Here is a 19,032-nt window from a genome sequence, read left to right as displayed (position 1 = left end):
ACGGGTCAGCGCCAGCCGTAGCCGGCGCGCAGCGCCTGCCCGACCCGGTCGAACCGGCCCCGGTCCAGCACCGCGCCCTCGCGCCGGATGCTGTCCTCACGCATGGTGAGCACCCGATCCAGGCGCACCCAGCTGGGACGGCTGTCCCGGTCCCACTCCCCCGGGCCGAGCGCCAGCCAGTGCCGCTGGCCGTCGCGCTCACCCTGACTGGACAGCATCAGGCCGAACAGGGTTCGGCTGTGCCGGCCCACCACCAACACCGGGCGATCCTTGCCCTGCCGGGGGTCGTCCTCGTAGGGCACCCAGGTCCAGACGATCTCACCGGGATCGGCCTGACCGTCCAGCTCCGGGGCGTACGTCAGCTCCCGGCGCTGCAACGCGCTCACCTGGCGACGCCGGGCCACCTGCGCCGGAATCGTGCCCGGCGGCACCACCCTTCCGGTCACCTGACCCAGGCGAGCGGCCACGTTCCTGAACAGACCTGCCACGGCGGGCAGCCTAGCCCGCCGGTGACCGCGACGGCGAGGGTGGGCACAGTGGAGGACATGACGACGACCCTGCACACCCCGTTGGCCCGCTACGCCGCCCGGCTGCACGCCGGTGTCGGCGACCGACACCACGTGGCCTCCCCGCTCGGCGCGTGGCTGCTGCTCGCGCTGGCCGCCCCGGCCACCACCGGCGGAGCCCGCGCCGAACTGGACGACGCCCTCGGCCTCGACGCGACCACCGCCGCCGGTCTGGCCGCCGCGCTGGTGGACACACCGCACCCACTGGTGCCGTCGGCCACCGCGGTCTGGCACCGCACGGGGTACGACCCGCCGCCGCTGGCCGCCTGGCGGGCCACGCTGCCCCGGAGCACGGCCACCGGGCCGCTGCCGGACCAGGCCGGCCTGGACGCCTGGGCGCGGGAACACAGCCTGGGCCTGATCGACCGGTTCCCGCTGACCGTCACGCCACGGGTGCTGCTGGCCCTGGCCAGCGCCCTCGCCACCCGGATCTCCTGGGCCGAGCCGTTCCACCTCGCCCCCGGCCGGGCGCTGGGCCCGACCAGCCCGTGGGCGCAACGACTCGGCCAGGTGCTGCGGGCCCCGGAGCACGGGCACCGGGCCTGGATCTCGTCGACCGGTCCGGCGGGGGACGTCGCGGTGCACGCCGCGCCAGCGGTGGCGAGCGACGACGCAGGGCTGGTGGTGGTCTCGGTGGCCGCCGATCCGGCGGTCCGCCCGGCCGCCGTGCTCGCCGCCGCGTACGAGGTGGCCGCCGGCGCGGTCGACGACGCCGCGCCGGCGGACCGCCGCAACCTGTTCGACCTGCCACTCGGCGACGGACCGGCGTGGTCGCTGCGGGAGGAGCCGGTGCACACGTTCGCCCCCGACGGCCGCGAGGAGCGGCACCAGGCCGTCCTGCCCTGCTGGTCGGCGTCGGACGAACACGACCTGACCGCCACGGCGCTCGGTTTCCCGGCCGTGGCCCGCGGCTTGGGTGGGCTGCTCGGTACGGCGGATCTGGGCGTCGAGGTACGGCAGGCGGCGATGGCCCGCTACGGCCGGTACGGCTTCGAGGCAGCCGCGGTCAGCGGGGCGTTCGCACTGATGAGCCTGCCCCCACCGGGGGTGGCCCGGATCGCCGAGCTGCGCTTCGGCCACCCGTACGCGGTGGTGGCGGTGGCCGTCGACCGGCGGGGCGGGACGGGCCCCTGGCACGGCGTGCCGGTCTTCTCCGCCTGGGTGGCCGACCCGCAGGAGCCGGCGGCGACCGACCTGGCGGACCCGCCGCAGGTGTGAGAGGACCGGCGGGCCGCGGACGGGCTCACCCGTCGCGCGGCCCCGGCTCCGGGGGCTCGATCCCCCGGGTCAGGCGACCCGGCAACTGGGACATCAGGTCCTCGAACTCGCCGACCGTCACCGCCTCCCGCAGCGTGGCGAAGACGGCCCGGACGCCGACCTGGGCGGTCGCCGGCTCCACCCCGGCCCGATCGGCCACCCGACGCAGGAACTCCACCGGCCCGAACGTGCCGGCCCGCGCGACCCCGGTCGGGCCCGTCGACTCGTCGAGGTAAGCGCTCAGCTCGTCGGGTAGCTGCGCGGCCAGGTCGTCGGCCTCGCCGGTCTGGACCCGCTCGGCCACCGTGCGCAACACGGCCCGGGAGATCGCCGCTGCCTGCTCGGGGCGCAACTGCGCCCGACGGGCCACCGCGTCGACGAAGAGGGGAAACCGCACGCGGGCGGGTACCCGGCCGCACCGGCGGCAAACCGCTCAGGCGGGGGTGGTGACCGCCCGGGCTGCGGCGGGGTCGAGTGGGCTGCCGGCGGGCACCAGATCGACCAGGCCGGCGGGGAGCCGCACCGGCCGCACGTCGCGGTAGCCGAGCATCCGCAGCACCTCGGCGTCGGCGAGCACGTACCGCCGGCCGAGGTCGGTGACGACGGAGACCGCGCCACCGGTGGCGCCCGGCGCGGCGACGGACTCGACGACGGCTCCCCGACCGGGCTCGACCACCACGTGGTCGGCCGGCACCCCCGCGTCGCCGCGGCCGGACACCGGCCCGGCCAGGTCGGGCACGTCCGCGCCCACCCGTACCTCGTCGACCTCCCCGGCGTCCGCGACCCGGACACAGAGCCCACCGTCAGCCCCGGTGAGGCGGGGCGGGACCGCGGGCGGCGCGGTCGGGCCGGCAGGGACCAGGTCCGGCACCTTGGGCAGGGCAGCGAACCGGCCGAGGGTGACCGGCTGGGGCTCGCCCTGGCCGGTGCGGGCCATCAGCAGGGCCGCCTGGAGTTCGGTGATGCCGGCCAGACCGGCGGGTTGGACGACGGCGTACTGGCGGCCACCGCCGGAGTTACTGACCAGATAGACGTCGCCGACCGTCGCGCCGGGCACCGCAGTGGAGTGCCGTCCCAGCTCGGGCAGCGCCAGCGGGGCCAGGTCGGCACCGGCGGGCAGCGCGTTGAGCAGCGCCGGCGCCACCGGCACCGCCCGTTCCCGGGTGGTGGCCAGCGCCGCCAGCACCCGGCTGGTGTCGCGCAGCAGGTGGCGGCGGTTGCCCCAGATCAGGTGCAGGCCACCGTCGGGGTGCTGGACCAGCACCCCGTCCTGGCCGGTGGACCGTCCGCCGTCGGCGTCCCGGCCGATCAGCACCGTCGAACGGGGCACCGACCGGCCCGCCTGAGCCCGTGTGACCGAACAGACCGTCCACGGACCCGTCGAGAGCCGCCCCCGCGCGGGCAGTGAGTCCGGGGCGTTGGCGATACCCAACGGCAAGCCACGGGGCACCCCGGCGATGGAACGGCGGGAGACCAGCACCGTCGAGGATCGCTCCGCGCCGATGATCAGCAGCGCCGAGGCGTAGTTGAGTACCGGATGCAGCTTGCCGTCGCGGTAGACGAACCGGGCACCGGACTCCTTCTCCACGATCACCGCGCCCGGGTCGCGCCACTTGTTGCCGCCGCCGGCGAACAGGCCGTAGAGCGCGAAGCCCCCCAACGCGATGGCCGCCACCAGCACGCTGGCGACGCCGGCGCCGGCCAGCCGGCGAAACGGGGACTGCGCCGGGTCGGTCTCCCGCATGACCAGCGCGGCGACCGCCCGCTGGACGGTGAACTGGTACGAGTGGAGCTGGTCCTGCCGCGACGGCATGGCGTCCCTTCCGGCGAGTCGTCGGGGCCAGGATAAGCGGTGCGTCGATGCCGTGGAGACCCTGCGTCGTCGTCCGCCACCGCTCGCCGGCCCCAGGCCAGCCGCGAGGTCGAGGTACGCGGCGCGGCAGGGGTGCACGGGTAGCATCCGGCACGACGACGACGGCAGGGAGGCCGGGTTGGGCATGCGTTTTGAGGAGTTGGCCTGGCGGGAAACCCCGATCGGGGCCATCAGCCTGCGTCGCCGCCACGATCCGGCCGTTGGCGTCGACGTGTTCGAGGTGAAGCTCGACGACGAGTTTCTGATGTCCAGCCTCTTCCCGGTGGCGGAGATCGAACTGGCCCGGCTGGGCCTGGCGCCGCTGGTGGGTGACGCTCTGGACGTGGTGGTCGGCGGGCTCGGCCTCGGCTACACCGCCCGCACCGCGCTGGAGGATTCCCGGGTCCGCTCCCTGGTGGTGGTCGAGGCGATCGAGGACGTGATCGACTGGCACCGGCGACAGTTGCTGCCGTTCGCCGCGGGGCTGGCCCCGGATCCGCGTACCCGCTTCGTGCGGGCCGACTTCTTCGCCGCGGTGGCCAACGGTGCCGGCCTCGACCCGGAGCACCCGGGCCGCCGGTTCCACGCCGTGCTGCTGGACGTCGACCACTCCCCCCGGCACCTGCTGCACCCCAGCCACGCCCCGTTCTACACCCCCGACGGGCTGCGTCGGCTGGCCCGAGGGCTACATCCCGAGGGGGTGTTCGCGCTCTGGTCGGACGACCCGCCGGACGACGGGTTCGGCGCGGCGTTGGCCGAGGTGTTCTCCACCTGGCAGGCCCACGTCGTGCGGTTCGCCAACCCGTTGACCGGCGGCGAGTCGGCCAACACCGTGTACGTCGCCCGGCGCTGAGCCGCTTCTCCACCTGACCGCGGCATGTGGCCTGGCGACGTGGGTATGCACGCACGTGGGTCAGGCGGTCAGCCGGGAGGTGCAGTGTGCGGGCCATGCTCTGGGTCGTCGGCGTCATCGCCGGCGCGATCATCCTGTTGGGGCTGCTCCTGGAGGCGGTGCGGTGGCTGGCGATCATCGGCGGTGTCGCGTTGATCGCGGTGATCGTGCTGGCGTTCCTCCGCGGACGGCAGGCGATGCACCGACACTCAGCCGGCCGCTGACGCGGCCGAGGAGAACCCTGCCGCCCGGGCGAGGGCGGCCCCCTGTGGCAGGGTGTCGGCATGCCCGCACAGACCACAGTAGTCGCACCGATCCGCTCCGGTCCGGCCCGTGTCGTCACAGAGGTGTTCGCTCCGGCGGTGTGGGCGGCGCTGATGCCGCTGGTCGTGGCGGTGCACGCCACCGCGCCGGCGCTGTCTGCCGGCCTCGGCTGGGGACTGTTGGCGGTGCTGTTCAACAGTGCCGTGCCGTACGCGGTCATCCTCTGGCAGGTGCGGCGCGGCCGGCTCACCGACCACCACATCGGGCGGCGTGAGCAGCGCCGCAAGCCCCTGCTGTTCGGCCTGACCTCGGTGCTGGCGGGCCTCGCGGTGCTGGTGGTGCTGGGCGCACCCCGACCGCTGGTGGCCATGGTGGTGGTGATGTTCGCGGTACTGCTCGTGGTGACCGCGGTCAACCAGGTCTGGAAGCTCAGCGCCCACGCGGCGGTCTCCGCCGGCTCGGTGTCCGTGCTGGTGATCCTGTTCGGGCCCGCGCTGCTGACGCTGGCCGGGCTGGTCGCGCTGATCGGCTGGTCCCGGGTGCGGCTGGGCGACCACACCACGGCTCAGGTGCTCGCCGGCACGACGGCCGGTGTGCTGGTCGCCGCGCCGACGTTCCTGCTGCTCGGCTAGGTGGTACGACGGTGGGCCGTCCCGGCTGCCGGAACGGCCCACCCCCGTTGCGTCGGCTCGCGAGTCAGCGGGTCGCGCAGATGGCGTACGACCTCAGGTTCCAGTTCCCGGCGAAGACGTCTTCCTCGTAGGCGCCGGAGGTGACCGAGGTCGGAGCGATGGCGGCGCTGCCGTTGGGCCGCAGGTCGTCCACCACCACCTCGCCGGTGCCGCCGGTGATCTCGAACCCGGTGCCGGTCAGCACCTGACCGCTGCCGCAGCTCGCGGTGACGAAGCGGGAATCGGTCGAGTTGTTGGCGCTGACCGCCGTGAACCTGACCAGCCCGGGTACCGGGTTGGCGCAGATCGCGTACGCGGTGAGGCTCCAGTTGCTGGTGAACGTCTCCGCCTCGTACGCCCCCACGGTCACCGCGGTGGGCGCGGTGACCGTGCTGCCGTTGGGCGTGAAGTCGTCCACCACCGCCTCACCCGTGGCACCGGTCATCTCGAAGCCGGCGCCGGTCATCACCTTGCCCGTCGGGCACGCGGCGGTGGTGCCGTGGAAGTCGTTCGAGTCGGTGGTGCCCGCCACCGAGACGCGGACCAGCCCGGCCAGCGGGCTGGCGCAGACCGCGTACGCGGTGACGGTCCAGTTGCCGGCGAACGGGTCCGCCTCGTACGCCCCGACGGTCACCGCCGTGGGCGCGATGGCCGCGCCACCGTTGGGCGTGAAGTCGTCCACCACCACCTCGCCGGTAGCCCCGTCGACCTCGTAACCGGTGCCGATGAGCACCTTTCCGGCCGGGCAGGTGGCCGTGACGCCGCGGAAGTCGTTGGAGTTGCTCGCGCTGACCGCGGAGATCCGCACCAGGCCGGGTACGGCGGCCGAGGCCGGGTTCGGGACGGCGACCACGCCCGTGACGGTGGCGCCGAGCACGAGGACGAGGGGGGCGCGGCGATGCGCCGGATTCCGATGTGACCTGACATGTGTTGCTCCTGTTCCATGACCCGCGGCTGCGCCGGTCGGCCGACCAGCCGGTGCCGTTACGGTGCGATCACGGTAGGCAACCAAGTGACCAGGCATTATCTAAAATCCGACTACTGCCAGTAGCCGACGGAAGGGGTCCTATCCGGATTGAACGGTCATATTATCTTCTGCCCGTCTTGCGGTTCCCATCGCGGTCCGCCCGCCGGTTGTCGCACCCGGCGGCCATCATGGTCGGCGCGCGGGGCGGTCCCGCGGTCGAGGGAGTTCAGATGGCCGAGGTCCTGCTGTTCCACCACGCACTCGGGCTCACGCCCGGGGTACGCCGCTTCGCCGCGCACCTGACGATGGCCGGGCACACCGTCCACCTGCCCGACCTGTACGAGGGCCGGATCTTCGACGACCTGGCCGCCGGCCTCGCGCATGCCCAGCAGGTCGGCTTCGGCACCCTCGTCGAACGGGGCCGACACGCCGCCGAAGGGCTGCCCGAGACGCTGGTGTACGCGGGCTTCTCCCTCGGTGTCCTGCCGGCGCAGGCCCTGGCCCAGACCCGCCCCGGCACGCGGGGGGCGGTGTTCGTCGAGGCGTGCCTTTCGGCCACCGAGTTCGGCGACGGATGGCCGGCGGGCGTGCCGGTGCAGGTGCATGGGATGGACGCCGACGCGGTGTTCGTCGACGAGGGCGACCTAGCCGCCGCCCGCGCGCTGGTCGACGGGGCGGCCCGGGGTGAACTGTTCCTCTATCCCGGCAAGCGGCACCTCTTCGCCGACGACGGCCTGCCGTCCTACGACCCGGCGGCAGCCGCGCTGCTCGTCGACCGGGTGCGGGGCTTCCTGAGCGCCGTCGGCTGACGGCTCCGGTCAGCGGACCGCCGTGGGTGGGCCACGGCGACCGCGGTTTGCCCGAACACTCCGGCGCCGCCCACCGGGTACCCGGTGGGCGGCGCGTGGTCGGTGGTTCAGACCCCGGTCGGGGCCAGGCTACGGGCGGGAACGCCGTCGGCCGACTGCGTCGACCGCCGGTTCGGCAGCGAGAGGCGGATGACCTTCCACCAGGCGGAGGCGACCTGCTTGGGCAGCGGCCCGGTGGTGTACTTCAGCCCGTACCGGTCGAACAGCGCCCGCACCTGCGGGGCGATCTCCTGGTACCGCTTGCTGGGCAGGTCGGGGAAGAGGTGGTGCTCGATCTGGAACGACAGGTTCCCGGTCATGATGTGCAGCAGCCGGCTGCCGCTGATGTTGGCCGAGCCGAGCATCTGCCGCAGGTACCACTCGCCCCGGGTCTCGCCCTCGATGGAGGTCTTCTCGAACGTCTCCACGCCCTGCGGGAAGTGCCCACACATGATCACCGAATGGCTCCACAGGTTGCGGATCAGGTTCGCGGTGAAGGTGGCGGCCAGGGTGGTGAGGAAGGACGGACCGGACAGCAGCGGATGGATCACGTAATCCTTGAGAACCTGCCGGCGGATCTTGCGGCCGACGGCGCGGACCCGGGCCCGGAACGCCGGGTCCCGGTGCCGGCCCTTCTGCAGGTTGCGGCCGAGCTCCAGGTCGTAGGCGGCGATGCCGTACTCGAAGAAGCACGCGTTGACGAAGTTCCACAGCGGCTGCCCCAGGTGCATCGGGTGCCACCTCTGGTCCTCGTCGACGCGCATGATGCCGTAGCCGAGGTCGTTGTCCTTGCCGAGCACGTTGGTGTACCGGTGGTGCAGCTCGTTGTGCGAGTGCTTCCACTGGTCGGCCGGGGAGACGTGGTCCCACTCCCAGGTGGTGGAGTGGATCTTCGGGTCGCGCATGAAGTCGTACTGGCCGTGCAGGATGTTGTGGCCGATCTCCATGTTCTCCAGGATCTTGGCGATCGACAGGCCGAGGGTGCCGACCACCCAGGCCGGCGGGAAGAGCGAGAAGAGCAGCACGGCCCGGCTGCCCACCTCCAGCGTCCGCTGGGTCTTGATGACGGTGCGGATGTACCGCGCGTCCGCCTCGCCGCGCTCGGCGAGCACCCGGTTACGGATGGCGTCGAGCTCCTTGCCGATGATCTCGATGTCCGCGGCGCTGAGGTGCGCGATCGGGTTGTCCGGCTTCTTCTGGATCACGGTCACGTCGGCCTCCGGTCTACAGTTCGATGTCGCAGGTACCGGCCGCCGCCGACACGCAGGTCTGGATGAGGACGCCGTCACCGGGGACGGCGGTGGTGAGTTCGCCGTTGCGCAGGTCGCGCACCGCGCCCTGGCGCAGCGGGACCACGCAGCCGTAGCAGATGCCCATCCGGCAGCCGGACGGCATGAGCGCCCCGGCGGCCTCCCCCGCGTCCAGGATCGGGGTGGCGCCGTCGGCGGCCACGGTGAGGCCGGTGCGGGTGAAGGTGACGGTGCCGCCCTCGCCCGGGGAGATTACCGTCGGCCGGAACCGCTCGGTGTGCAGCCGCTGCGCCACACCGGCGGCGCTCCAGTGCCGCTCGGCCGCGTCGAGCATGCCCATCGGCCCGCACGCCCAGGTCTGCCGCTCCAGGTGGTCGGGGACCAGCCCGGCCAACTCGTCGACGCCGAGCATCCCGTCGGTGTCGGTGTGCCGTTCCAGCAGCCGGATCGCGCCCTGCGCGGCGAGGGCCCGCAGCTCGGCGCCGAAGACGACGTCGTCGGCGGTGGGCGCGGAGTGCACCACGACCACGTCCGAGCGGGTGTGCGCGCCGGCGCGCAGCATGCCCATCACCGGGGTGATGCCGCTGCCGGCGGTCAGGAAGAGCACCCGGGCCGGGGCGGGGTCGGGCAGCACGAAGTCGCCCTGCGCCTGGTCGAGGTGGATGATCGTGCCGGGCCGCAGCCGCCGGACCAGGTGGTTGCTGACCTTGCCGTCGGGGATGGCCTTCACGGTGACGCGGATCCGGCCGTCGGGGCGCCCGGGGGCGGAGGTGAGCGAGTACGCGCGCCACTGCCGGACCCCGTCGACGTCCACGCCGAGGCGGACGTACTGGCCCGGGGTGTGCCCCCGCCAGTCCCGGCCGGGCTGGATGGTCAGGGTGGCCGCGTCGCGGGTCTCCGGGTCGACGGCGAGGACCCGGCCGCGCAGCGCCGCCCCGGCGCGCAGCGGCGCGATCAGGTCGAGATAGTCCTCCGGCAGCAGCGGGGTGGTGACCGTCGCGGCGAGCCGGAGGAGCCGGTCGCGGACGGAGGTCCGCGCCGGGGAACGCGGAACGGTGGTGGTCATGTCTCCAGGGTCGTCGCCGGTACGGATAACATCTTGACCAGCGAAGGTGAATCGGGCACGGGTTCTTGTTCGAGGTGAACAACATGACCGACGACTGCGGGGCCACCTCCCACCGGGCGGCCCACCTGGAGCTGGACGAGCAGGTGGCCGACCGGCTGCGCGACCGGCTGTCCGTGGTCGCCGAGCGTACCGTCACCGCGATCACCGCCGAGGTTCCCGACTACTCCGGCACCCTCACCGGCCAGATGCGCGACAAGATCGAGAATGCGGTACGCATCGCGCTCGACACGTTCCTCCAGCTGGTGGTGCGGGCCGAGGATGCCGACCCGAGCACCCCACTGAACCGGGCGCTGGAGGCCGCGTACGCGCTGGGCAGCGGGGAGGCCCGCTCGGGGCGGAGCATGGACGCGCTGCTGGCCGCGTACCGGGTGGGTGCCCGGGTCGCCTGGCGGGAGGTTTCCACCACCGCCGTACGCAACGGCCTGTCCGCCGAGACCGTCGCCGAGTTCGCCGAGCTGCTGTTCGCCTACATCGACGAGTTGTCGGCCGCCAGCGTGGCCGGGCACGCCGACGAGTTGGCCAGTGCCGGCCGGATGCGCCGCCGCTACCTGGAACGGCTCGCCCAGCAGCTCCTCGCCGGGGAGCCGGAGGACGTGCTGCGCCGAAGCGCCGAGCGGGCCGAGTGGCCGCCTCCGCAGACGCTCACCGTCGCGGTGCTGCCCCGCAGCAACCTGCGGGCCGTGCTCGCCGTACTCAACCCGCACACCCTGGAGAGCGGGGAGGACCTGCCCGGGGTGGAGCTGGCCGAGGAGCCGGCGGTGCTGCTCGTCCCGGACATGCACGGCGCGCGCCGCCGCCGGCTCGTCACCGCGCTGCACGGGCACCGGGCCGCGCTGGGCCCGGCCCGGCCGTGGACCCGGGTCGCCGAGTCGTACCAGCGGGTGTTGCGCACGCTGGCGCTCGGCCTGGACCGGCCGGCGGACGGGACCCCGCTGGACACCGAGGCGCACCTGGCCCGACTGGTGCTCGGCACTGACCCGGCGGCCCTGGCCGACCTGCGCGAGCAGGTGCTACGCCCGCTGGCCGGGTTGGCCCCGGCGACCGCCCAGCGGCTCACCGAGACGCTGCGCTCCTGGCTGCTGCACCAGGGGCGGCGCGACGACGTGGCGGCCGACCTCTTCGTGCACCCGCAGACCGTCCGCTACCGGATGGGCCGCGTCCGCGAGTTGTACGGCGATCGCCTCAACGACCCGGCGACCGTGCTGGACCTGACCCTGGCGCTGGCCTTCCCGCCGCAGTCGTGACGCCCCACCGCCACCGTCGGCCTGGCCCATCCGGCCTCGGCCGTCGGTTGGTCCGGCTCGCTGCCCAGCGCGGTCGCCAACCTCGCGGTCGCCGCCGAGGTCGGCACCGGCTACAGCCGCCACCTCTTTCCGTACTGGATCGACGCCGACGACGGCTGCACACCCGCGACGAGGTGCTGCTCGCCCGTCACGCTGTCGCGGCGCAGCATGTACGCCGCCCGCCGGTCGTCACGGCGCGTGTCGAACGTGGTGTCCCCGAAGGCGTCGGCGACCGCGACAGCCCGCGTGCGGCCGGCTCACAGGGCCACCTCCCGCAGCGCCAGCCGATTGCCCCAGTCCCGCGAACCGGCGTTTCAGGATCGCGGCCTCCGCAACGCCGGACACCCCGACCGGCCACAGTTCCTAAACACATCGACATCCATTAAAGTCTTAGGGGTGAAGACGCTGATCCTGCGCCCGGCCAGGTGGATCACCCTCGCCGGGGCACTGGTCCTGGCCGCCGCGGCGGTCGCCGTCCTGCCCGCGCCGGCCCGCGCGGCCGTCGCGGCCTTCGAGAAAGAGAGCGAGTGGTCGACCGGCCACGTCGGGAAGATGACCGTCCACAACAACACGCCGGCGACGATGGCGGGCTGGCGGGTGGAGTTCGACCTGCCGCCCGGCACCAGCGTCAGCCACCACTGGAACGCGGAACTGGCACGGGTCGGCACGCGCTACGTCTTCACCAGCCTGCCGTGGAACGGCACCCTCGGCCCGGGCGCCTCGACCAGCTTCGGCTGGGTTTCGACTGGCACCGGCACCCCACAGGCATGCCTGGTCAACAACGCACCCTGCGCCGGGGCTCGCCCGGACGTCAGCGCCCCGACCACCCCGGCGAACCCCCGCACGAGCACCGGGAGCCAGACGCTCACCCTCCGGTGGGACGCCTCGACCGACGACCGCGGCGTCGACCGGTACGAGATCTTCTCCAACGGCACCCAGGTCGCCACCACCACCGGAACCAGCCACACGATGCCGACCCCGCCGCCGATGGTCTTCACCTTCGGCATCCGGGCGGTCGACGCCGCCGGCAACGCGTCCCCGTTCGCCATCATCAAGCTGGGCGCCCCGCCCGACAGCCAGCCCCCGAGCACGCCGACCAACCTGCGGCTCACCGGCCCCCAGGACGGCCACTACCGGATCACCTGGGACGCCTCGCGGGACAACGTCTTCGTCGCGGGGTACGAGGTGCAGCAGAGCGGCACCGTGTCCGGCGTGAGCCTGGTCGGCACCCCGTTCGCCTACGGTGTGTCCCGTGGCTTCGGCACCTACGCGTTCCGGGTTCGGGCCTTCGACAGTTCGGGCAACTTCTCGGCTCCGGCGTACATCGGGATCGCGGTCGATCCGCCGCCGCCCACTCCGTAGCCGCGTCACCCTCGGCCGGTACGGCCGGCCCGGCCACCGGGAATCCATCCGGCGATTCCCGGTGGTCAGGTCGTTGACGACACCTTCTGTCACATGGTGTGCTCACTGCGCACGATTGGTTGGCAATGGTTGTCGTTTCTACCCGAGGAGAAGTGCATGTCGCTCACCGTCCCACCCACCCTGTTGGACGCCGCCGAGGCCGGCCCGGTGTCGGACGCCGAGTTCGTCGCCTGCGTCCGCGACTCCCTGCCGTACGCGTGGCAGCTGGTCAGTGGGGTCGTCGACGACCTGCGGTCGTCCGAGGCGGAGTTCGCCGACAACGTCGTCCCGCCGCCGAGCGAGGCGGAGCGGGGCCAGCTGCTGCGGGCACTGGCCAGCGACGCCATCCGGGGCGCCCTGGAGCGGCACTTCGCGGTGAAGCTCGCCTTCCAGAACTGCCACCGGGTCGCCGCGTTCCGGCTGTCGGCGGTCGGCTCGGAGGCGTACCAGAAGTTCGTCTCGACCCGCGGCCAGCTGCTCAACCAGTCCCCCGAGCTGCGTGACTGCTGACCTCCCGGCGCCCCGGCGGGCAGGGCGGGGGGTCGACGCCCACCTTTTCCTGCTCGCCGGGCAGCACCCCGGCGCCAGCCACTCCGAGGCGCTGGCCGACGCCCACGCGTACGCCCTGGCGGCCGAGGCCGCCGGTTGGGCCGGCGTCTGGCTGGCCGAGCACCACTTCGTGTCCTACGGGGTCTGCCCCTCGGCGACCGCCTTCGCCGGGTACCTGCTCGGCGCCACCGCCCGGATCACCGTCGGCACGGCGGCGTGCGTGCTCTCCGACCGGCACCCGGTCGCCCTCGCCGAGGAGGCCGTCCTGCTCGACACGCTCTCCGGGGGCCGGTTCCGCCTCGGCGTCGGTCGGGGCGGCCCGTGGGTGGACCTGGAGGTCTTCGGAACCGGACTGGGCCGCTACACCGACGGTTTCGCCGACGCCCTCGACGTGCTGGGCCGCTGGACCTCCGGCGCGGCGACGGTGAGCGGCAACTCCCGCTTCCCGTTTCGCCCGGTGCCGGTGGTTCCCCGCCCCACCCGGGCACTGCCGGTGTGGGTGGCCGCCACCTCCCCGCCGACGGTGGAGCTGGCCGCCCGGCACGGTTTCCCGCTGCTGCTGGGGATGCACGCCGACCTGCCGGAGAAGGCGGCGATGCTCGAGCGGTACGCGCGGGTCGCCGCCCGGCATGGCCACGACCCCGGCCGGGTGCCGCACGCCAGCGCGCATCTGGCGTACCTGGCCGACAGCGACGAGCAGGCCGCCCGGGCGGTCCGGGCGGGGCTACCGGGGTTGCTGGCCGGCGCGGCGGAACACCAGCGCATCGACGGCTCCTCCGGGCCGGGCCGGGATCCCCTGCGGTACACCGAGCACCTGATCGACATCCATCCGGTGGGTGCGCCCGTCCGGTGCCGGGCGGCCGTGGCCCGGGCCGCGGCCCTGCCCGGCGTACGGCATCTGCTGTTCATGGTGGAGGCCGCCGCCGATCGGGGCCGGACCCTGCGGACCATCGACCGGTTCGCCGCCGAGGTGCTGCAAGCCGGGACCGGCGCCACCGGCAGCTCCGCCGCGATTCCGACAAACGACACGATGGGGGCTTCCGTCACACCGGCCGGGACGGCCGACTAGAGTCACCATCATGGAAACGGTTCCCATTACTGGAGTGCGGGAGCAGGGACGATGAAGATCGCATTCGTCGGCAAGGGCGGCAGCGGCAAGACGACGCTGGCCGCTCTCGTCGCCCGCCACCTCGTCGCGACCGGCCGTCCACTGCTGGCCGTCGACGCCGACATCAACCAGCACCTGGCCGCCGCGCTCGGCGCGACGGCGGAACAGGCAGCCGGGTTGCCCCCGCTGGGCGAAGGGCTCCCCCGGATCAAGGAGTACCTGCGCGGCGGAAACCCGCGGATCAGCTCGGCGACGGCCATGGTCAAGACCACCCCGCCGGGGGTCGGCTCGCGGCTGCTACGGGTGATCGAGGAGAACCCCGTCTGGACCGCGCACGTGCGCGAGGTCGGCGGCGTCCGGCTCGCCGTCACCGGCGCGTTCACCGAGCAGGACCTCGGTGTCGCCTGCTACCACTCCAAGGTGGGGGCGGTGGAGCTGATCCTCAACCATCTGGTCGACCTCCCCGGCGAGTACGTGGTGGTGGACATGACCGCCGGGGCGGACTCCTTCGCCTCCGGCCTGTTCACCCGCTTCGACCGCACCTTCCTGGTCTGCGAGCCGACCCTGCGCAGCGTCGGCGTCTACCGCCAGTACGCCGCCTACGCCCGCGACTACGACGTCGCCCTCTCGGTGATCGGAAACAAGGTCGAGGACGACGCGGACCTGGCCTTCCTGCGCGAGCACGTCGGCGCGGACCTGCTCGGCCACCTCAGCCGCTCGGCTTACGTACGGCGGGCCGAGCGCGGCACGGTCGGCCCGCTGGACGAGCTGGAACCGGCCAACCGCGCGGTGCTGGACCGGCTGGTCGACCAGGTCGACGCCACCGTGCAGGACTGGGCGGCGTTCACCCGGCACGCCCACGAGTTCCATCGGCGCAACGCCGCGGCCTGGGCCAACGAGCGGGCCGGCACGGACCTGACCGCCCAGATCGACCCGGACTTCGTGATGGGCCCAGCGGCCATCCGGTCCGTCGCCCCGACCCCGGTCTGAGCCGCGAGGGCGGGTAGCTGCCCTGCCCGCCCTCGCAACCGCCGAGGAACACGACGCGGGCCACGCCACCCAGCCCGCCTTCCCGCGCCGACCGGCATCACCCCTGGACGGAAATATCGGGGCCCGCGCCGCGACGCACCCGCACCGGCCTCTCGTCGCCGGCGATGCCGCTCGATACACTGTGGCCCCCGCCCGGCGCCGGCGCAGCAGGTCCGTCGGCGAGTGTGCCGTGACCACCGTGGATCCGGCCGCCCAGCCCGGTGGCGAGAACGGAGAGAACGTGGTCGCACCCGAGCACACCGGCACCGCCGATCCCGGCGGAGCACCCCCCGCGACCGCAGAACCGGCACCGGCCGGACCTCCCCGCAACCGGCTCACCGACCGGATCGGCTCGGTGGAGGTGCTCGCCGCGCTGCTGATCCTGCTCATCGCCCTGCGTGAACCCCTCGCCGCGCTGCTCTCCGCGCCCTCGCTGGCGACCTGGACCACGGTCTTCGTCTCGGTCATGGTGCAGGCGGTGCCGTTCCTGGTCTTCGGGGTGCTGCTCTCGGCGGTGATCGCGGTCTTCGTCCCGCGGTCCTTCTGGGCCCGGGCGCTACCCCGCCATCCCGCGCTCGCCGTGCCGGTGGCCAGCGCCGCCGGGGTGGTGCTGCCCGGCTGCGAGTGCGGGTCGGTACCGATCGCGGGCTCGCTGATCCGCCGGGGCGTCACCCCGGCCGCCGCGCTGGCGTTCCTGCTCGCCGCCCCGGCGATCAACCCGATCGTGCTCACCGCCACGGCGGTGGCCTTCCCCGCCAACCCGGAGATGGTCCTCGGCCGGGCCGTGGCCAGCCTGATCGTCGCCGTGATCATGGGTTGGCTCTGGCTGCGGCTGGGGCGTACCGACTGGATCCGCCTGCCCCACCGGCCCGACCTGGACGACGCCCGCCGCGGCGCCGCGTTCTGGTCGGCCGTGCGGCACGACATCGTGCACGCCGGTGGCTTCCTCGTCATCGGTGCGGCGGCCGCCGCCAGCATCAACGTCCTGGTGCCGGAACGCTGGCTGCAGGCCCTCGCCGACGAGCCGGTCCTCGCGGTGCTGGCGATGGCGGTGCTCGCCGTTCTGCTGTCCATCTGCTCCGAGGCGGACGCCTTCGTCGCCGCCTCGCTGTCGCAGTTCTCGCTGACCGCCCGGCTCACCTTTCTGGTGGTCGGACCGATGGTCGACCTCAAGCTGATCTCCATGCAGGCCGGGATCTTCGGGCGCGGCTTCGCCGCCCGGTTCGCCCCGGCCACGTTCGTCGTCGCGGTCGTCGTCGCCGCCGTCACCGGGATGGTGTTGCTGTGAACCGTCAGGCCCAGGCGTGCGTCCTGCTGCTGCTCGGCGGGGCGGTGCTACGCGCCAGCCTCTCCGACCTGTACCTGCGCTACGTCAAGGAGGGGCTGCGTCCCTTCCTGATCGCCGCCAGTCTGCTGCTGATCGCCGCCGCCGTGATGACCCTCTGGTACGAGATGCGGCCCGCCCTGCGCCGGTCCTCTCCCGCCACGTCCTCTCCCGCCACTGATGCCGCGCACGGCGACCACGACGACCACGGGCACGCCCACCACGAACCGCGGGTGGCCTGGCTGCTGATCCTGCCGGCGCTCGGCCTGCTGCTGGTCGCCCCGCCGGCCCTCGGCGCGTACGCGGCCAACCAGTCCGGCACCTCGCTGGCCTCCGGCGGGCTCCCCGAATACCCTCCGCTGCCCGACGGTGATCCCGCCACCATCACCGTGTACGACTACGCGGTCCGTGCCGTGTTCGACAAGGGGCAGTCGATCGGCGACCGGCGGGTCCGGGTCACCGGCTTCACCGTCGCCGGGGCGGACAAGCAGCCCATCCTGACCCGGATGCGATTGTCCTGCTGCGCCGCAGACGGCCTGCCCACCAAGGTCGGGCTGAGCGGCAACACCCCCACCGGGCTCGCCGACGACACCTGGATCGAGGTGACCGGCCGCTACACCAGCCGGATGGGGCGAGACCCGATCAACGACTTCGAGATCCCGTACCTGGAGGTGGAGAGCTGGCGGCAGGTGCCGGCCCCCCGCGACCCGTACGAGTGACCGGCCCCGGGCCGCGACGCGGTAGGGGCTGTGCGCGCGTACCGAGGATCTTGCGCTAAGCTGTACCGGCTGCCGCGGGGAGCAACACGCGGGAGCATCGGGACGTGGCGCAGCTTGGTAGCGCACTTGACTGGGGGTCAAGGGGTCGTCGGTTCGAATCCGGCCGTCCCGACGCAGGTCAGAGGCCATTCGGAATCTTCCGGGTGGTCTCTTCTGATCTTGTACAGCAGCGAAGTACAGCAACGGCTCATTGATCGAGGCTCTCGCCGAGCTTCCGCAGGGCCTCGCGGGTCGCCTTGGACGAGACCTGGCTGTAGATCTCCATCGTGATCGAGAAGTCTGCGTGCCTCAGGATCGCCATCGCGATCCGGGGATGCACGTCCAGGTCGACCAGGAGCGAACCGCAGGTACGTCGGGCGTCGTGAACCGTGATCTTCGGGACGCCAGCCCGGTCGATGCGGCTGTCGTAGGACCGGTTGAAGTTGCGCGGCTCGACGGGCAATCCGTAGCGGGTCGTGAAGACCATGCCGGTGTCATGCCAGGCATCGCCGGCCTTCTTCCTGGCCGCCTCCTGTTGCCGGCAGCGGTGCCGCAGCGCGGTGACGCAGATGGCCGGCAGCGGGAGGGGTGCGTCCGACTCTTCAGTTTTCGTGGCCCGATGCAAGAGCTGGCCGCGTACCCGCTGGAGCTGCTTGTCGATGACGAGGCTGATGTCGTGGTGGTCGCGACAATGCTCGCAGAAGTGCTCGCCATGCGGGGTGCAGGGCTTGTCCCAGCCGTCCCACTCGATGTGCTCCCAGGTGAGACCGAGGACTTCTCCCTTGCGTAGGCCGAGCACGAGGACCAGGACGTAGGCGGCGTACAGGTAGTCGTCGCCGTCGCGGGACGATTCCAGGAACGCGCGGGCTTCCTCACTGCTCCACGACTTGCCCTTTCGGGTGCGGATCGGCGGAAGCTTCACGAGAGCAGCGACGTTCTTCACGACCAGTTCCTCCACCACGGCCTGCGAGAGGGCCGAGCGGAGAACAGCGCGTATTCCCTTGACGGTGCGAGCCGAGGGAAGGTCCTGGCAGCACCGGCCGACCGCGCAGCATTTTCGGTTCTTCGGTGGCCGGCGTTCGTCCTTTCCCTGGGCGCAGCACTGGCACGTCTTCGCGACTTTGTTCAACCAGGTCTGCACCTCGCGCACGGACAGGCGGCCGTCGAGCCGCTTTGTGCCGAGGCCGGGGACGATGTAGAGGCGACTCAGGGTCTCGTAGGTGGCGTAGGTCAGTGGGGCGAGGTTCGGCTCCACGATTTCGGCGAGCCAGTACGTCATGTAGTTCGCCACCGTGGGGACGTTCGTGGCAACGGGGCCGGCCTTGGCTTGCTGGTGCAGCCTCACCCACTTGTCGTGGACTTCATCGCGCGTCTTGCCGTAGACGTACTTGCGGGCGCGTTTGCCGTCCGGCTTGGTGACCCAGACGTAGGCGGCGAACCCGTTTCGGTACGGGAAGATGGAGCCTTCGCCGTTGGCGCGTTTGCCGGGCATCAGGCCGCCTCCTGCCGGTCGATCTGGGCTTGGATGTATTCATCGATCCATTCCGGCAGGATGCGGCGGTACTTGCCGTCCTTGACCGAGCGCAGCTCCCCGGTAGCGATCTTCATCTTTACCTTGGACGAGCCGTAGCCGAGGATCGCGGCGACCTCGGCCGGGGAATGCCACCTCGGAACGATCGGGACTGGGGTCCTATCCATGTGGTGCCTCCTTCGGGGTGATGGTGATGTAGGCCCGGCTTTCACCGGCCTGACGGGAGGAATGAGTACTGGTGCGGCAGGTGATGCGCTCGCGGTCGTAGTGGGCAGCGAGCTGGGCGGCGATGGTGGCGGCGTGGGCCTTGACGGTGGCGGTGGGGCCGATGAGCCGGACCGCGACCAGGGGGCGGG

At 72.6% G+C, this 19,032-nt stretch carries 21 protein-coding genes and 1 tRNA gene; 13 read left to right on the top strand and 9 right to left on the bottom strand.

The window, feature by feature from the left end:
• Positions 1 to 5: 5 nt before the first annotated feature.
• Positions 6 to 488: a type II toxin-antitoxin system PemK/MazF family toxin gene (locus E1166_RS12330; protein WP_132261440.1), complete on the bottom strand. Its 483-nt coding sequence runs from the start codon at positions 486 to 488 to the stop codon at positions 6 to 8.
• Between the two features lie 57 nt (positions 489 to 545).
• On the opposite strand from E1166_RS12330, the gene E1166_RS12325 reads away from it, so the two are divergent.
• On the top strand, positions 546 to 1,784 hold the full coding sequence (locus E1166_RS12325) for a hypothetical protein (protein WP_132338562.1): 1,239 nt from the start codon (positions 546 to 548) through the stop codon (positions 1,782 to 1,784).
• Between the two features lie 25 nt (positions 1,785 to 1,809).
• Here E1166_RS12325 and E1166_RS12320 read toward each other — a convergent pair whose 3' ends face one another.
• Both E1166_RS12320 and eccB read right to left on the bottom strand, forming a co-directional pair.
• The gene (locus E1166_RS12320) at positions 1,810 to 2,220 is read right to left on the bottom strand and encodes a DUF2267 domain-containing protein (RefSeq protein WP_132338560.1); all 411 of its coding nucleotides are present in this window, start codon (positions 2,218 to 2,220) and stop codon (positions 1,810 to 1,812) included.
• Between the two features lie 36 nt (positions 2,221 to 2,256).
• Positions 2,257 to 3,636, bottom strand: a complete 1,380-nt coding sequence (gene eccB / locus E1166_RS12315) for a type VII secretion protein EccB (RefSeq protein ID WP_132338558.1) — start codon at positions 3,634 to 3,636, stop codon at positions 2,257 to 2,259.
• A gap of 184 nt (positions 3,637 to 3,820) precedes the next feature.
• On the opposite strand from eccB, the gene E1166_RS12310 reads away from it, so the two are divergent.
• The 3 genes from E1166_RS12310 (at position 3,821) to E1166_RS12305 (ending at position 5,463) form a co-directional block, all read left to right on the top strand.
• Positions 3,821 to 4,528 carry a spermidine synthase gene (locus E1166_RS12310; protein ID WP_243706042.1) on the top strand — a complete coding sequence of 236 codons (708 nt, stop codon included), beginning with the start codon at positions 3,821 to 3,823 and terminating at the stop codon, positions 4,526 to 4,528.
• A gap of 95 nt (positions 4,529 to 4,623) precedes the next feature.
• On the top strand, positions 4,624 to 4,791 hold the full coding sequence (locus E1166_RS30875; RefSeq protein WP_165942518.1) for a hypothetical protein: 168 nt from the start codon (positions 4,624 to 4,626) through the stop codon (positions 4,789 to 4,791).
• 60 nt (positions 4,792 to 4,851) lie between these two features.
• Positions 4,852 to 5,463, top strand: coding sequence for a phosphatase PAP2 family protein (locus E1166_RS12305; protein WP_132338556.1), 612 nt, complete (start codon positions 4,852 to 4,854; stop codon positions 5,461 to 5,463).
• Between the two features lie 64 nt (positions 5,464 to 5,527).
• Here E1166_RS12305 and E1166_RS12300 read toward each other — a convergent pair whose 3' ends face one another.
• The gene (locus E1166_RS12300) at positions 5,528 to 6,355 is read right to left on the bottom strand and encodes a hypothetical protein (RefSeq protein ID WP_132338554.1); all 828 of its coding nucleotides are present in this window, start codon (positions 6,353 to 6,355) and stop codon (positions 5,528 to 5,530) included.
• A gap of 344 nt (positions 6,356 to 6,699) precedes the next feature.
• On the opposite strand from E1166_RS12300, the gene E1166_RS12295 reads away from it, so the two are divergent.
• Positions 6,700 to 7,278: a dienelactone hydrolase family protein gene (locus E1166_RS12295; protein ID WP_132338552.1), complete on the top strand. Its 579-nt coding sequence runs from the start codon at positions 6,700 to 6,702 to the stop codon at positions 7,276 to 7,278.
• Positions 7,279 to 7,385: 107 nt separating this feature from the next.
• On the opposite strand, the gene E1166_RS12290 is transcribed toward E1166_RS12295, so the two are convergent.
• Complete coding sequence (locus E1166_RS12290; RefSeq protein WP_132338550.1) at positions 7,386 to 8,528, bottom strand: acyl-CoA desaturase; 1,143 nt, start codon at positions 8,526 to 8,528, stop codon at positions 7,386 to 7,388.
• Positions 8,529 to 8,541: 13 nt separating this feature from the next.
• Entirely contained in the window at positions 8,542 to 9,633 is a 1,092-nt protein-coding gene (locus E1166_RS12285) for a ferredoxin reductase (RefSeq protein WP_132338548.1), read from the bottom strand.
• Positions 9,634 to 9,716: 83 nt separating this feature from the next.
• Here E1166_RS12285 and E1166_RS12280 point away from each other — a divergent pair, with 83 nt between their 5' ends.
• The 8 genes from E1166_RS12280 to E1166_RS12245 all read left to right on the top strand — a co-directional run bounded on the left by E1166_RS12280 (position 9,717) and on the right by E1166_RS12245 (position 17,278).
• Positions 9,717 to 10,937: a helix-turn-helix domain-containing protein gene (locus tag E1166_RS12280; RefSeq protein WP_132338546.1), complete on the top strand. Its 1,221-nt coding sequence runs from the start codon at positions 9,717 to 9,719 to the stop codon at positions 10,935 to 10,937.
• A 435-nt stretch (positions 10,938 to 11,372) separates the two neighbouring features.
• The gene (locus E1166_RS12275) at positions 11,373 to 12,338 is read left to right on the top strand and encodes a cellulose binding domain-containing protein (RefSeq protein WP_165944318.1); all 966 of its coding nucleotides are present in this window, start codon (positions 11,373 to 11,375) and stop codon (positions 12,336 to 12,338) included.
• A gap of 156 nt (positions 12,339 to 12,494) precedes the next feature.
• Positions 12,495 to 12,887: an SCO5389 family protein gene (locus E1166_RS12270; protein WP_132338542.1), complete on the top strand. Its 393-nt coding sequence runs from the start codon at positions 12,495 to 12,497 to the stop codon at positions 12,885 to 12,887.
• Complete coding sequence (locus tag E1166_RS12265; protein WP_132338540.1) at positions 12,877 to 13,995, top strand: LLM class flavin-dependent oxidoreductase; 1,119 nt, start codon at positions 12,877 to 12,879, stop codon at positions 13,993 to 13,995. The genes E1166_RS12270 and E1166_RS12265 overlap by 11 nt, the downstream gene beginning before the upstream one ends.
• Before the next feature lie 51 nt (positions 13,996 to 14,046).
• Positions 14,047 to 15,024 (top strand): ATP-binding protein, encoded by a 978-nt coding sequence (locus E1166_RS12260; protein WP_132338538.1) that lies wholly within the window; start codon positions 14,047 to 14,049, stop codon positions 15,022 to 15,024.
• Positions 15,025 to 15,409: 385 nt separating this feature from the next.
• On the top strand, positions 15,410 to 16,351 hold the full coding sequence (locus E1166_RS12255; protein WP_243710316.1) for a permease: 942 nt from the start codon (positions 15,410 to 15,412) through the stop codon (positions 16,349 to 16,351).
• A complete protein-coding gene (locus E1166_RS12250; protein WP_132338536.1) occupies positions 16,348 to 17,106 on the top strand; it encodes a TIGR03943 family protein in 759 nt (252 codons plus the stop codon). Before E1166_RS12255 ends, E1166_RS12250 begins: the two co-directional genes overlap by 4 nt.
• A 98-nt stretch (positions 17,107 to 17,204) precedes the next feature.
• A tRNA-Pro gene (locus tag E1166_RS12245) sits at positions 17,205 to 17,278 on the top strand.
• Positions 17,279 to 17,353: 75 nt separating this feature from the next.
• Here the strand turns inward: E1166_RS12245 and E1166_RS12240 are convergent.
• From E1166_RS12240 to E1166_RS12230, 3 genes are all read right to left on the bottom strand, one after another.
• Positions 17,354 to 18,637 carry a site-specific integrase gene (locus E1166_RS12240; protein ID WP_132338534.1) on the bottom strand — a complete coding sequence of 428 codons (1,284 nt, stop codon included), beginning with the start codon at positions 18,635 to 18,637 and terminating at the stop codon, positions 17,354 to 17,356.
• The gene (locus tag E1166_RS12235; protein ID WP_132338532.1) at positions 18,637 to 18,843 is read right to left on the bottom strand and encodes a helix-turn-helix domain-containing protein; all 207 of its coding nucleotides are present in this window, start codon (positions 18,841 to 18,843) and stop codon (positions 18,637 to 18,639) included. The genes E1166_RS12240 and E1166_RS12235 overlap by 1 nt, the downstream gene beginning before the upstream one ends.
• Positions 18,836 to 19,032 (bottom strand): hypothetical protein (locus E1166_RS12230; RefSeq protein WP_132338530.1); only part of this gene is annotated, 197 nt, incomplete at its 5' end. The genes E1166_RS12230 and E1166_RS12235, both read right to left, overlap by 8 nt.

Origin of the sequence: Micromonospora sp. KC213 (assembly GCF_004348325.1) — a bacterium.
GTDB lineage: Bacteria > Actinomycetota > Actinomycetes > Mycobacteriales > Micromonosporaceae > Micromonospora.
Note: the sequence above shows the minus strand (reverse complement) of the source record. Positions and strands in the feature narration are given on the sequence as shown.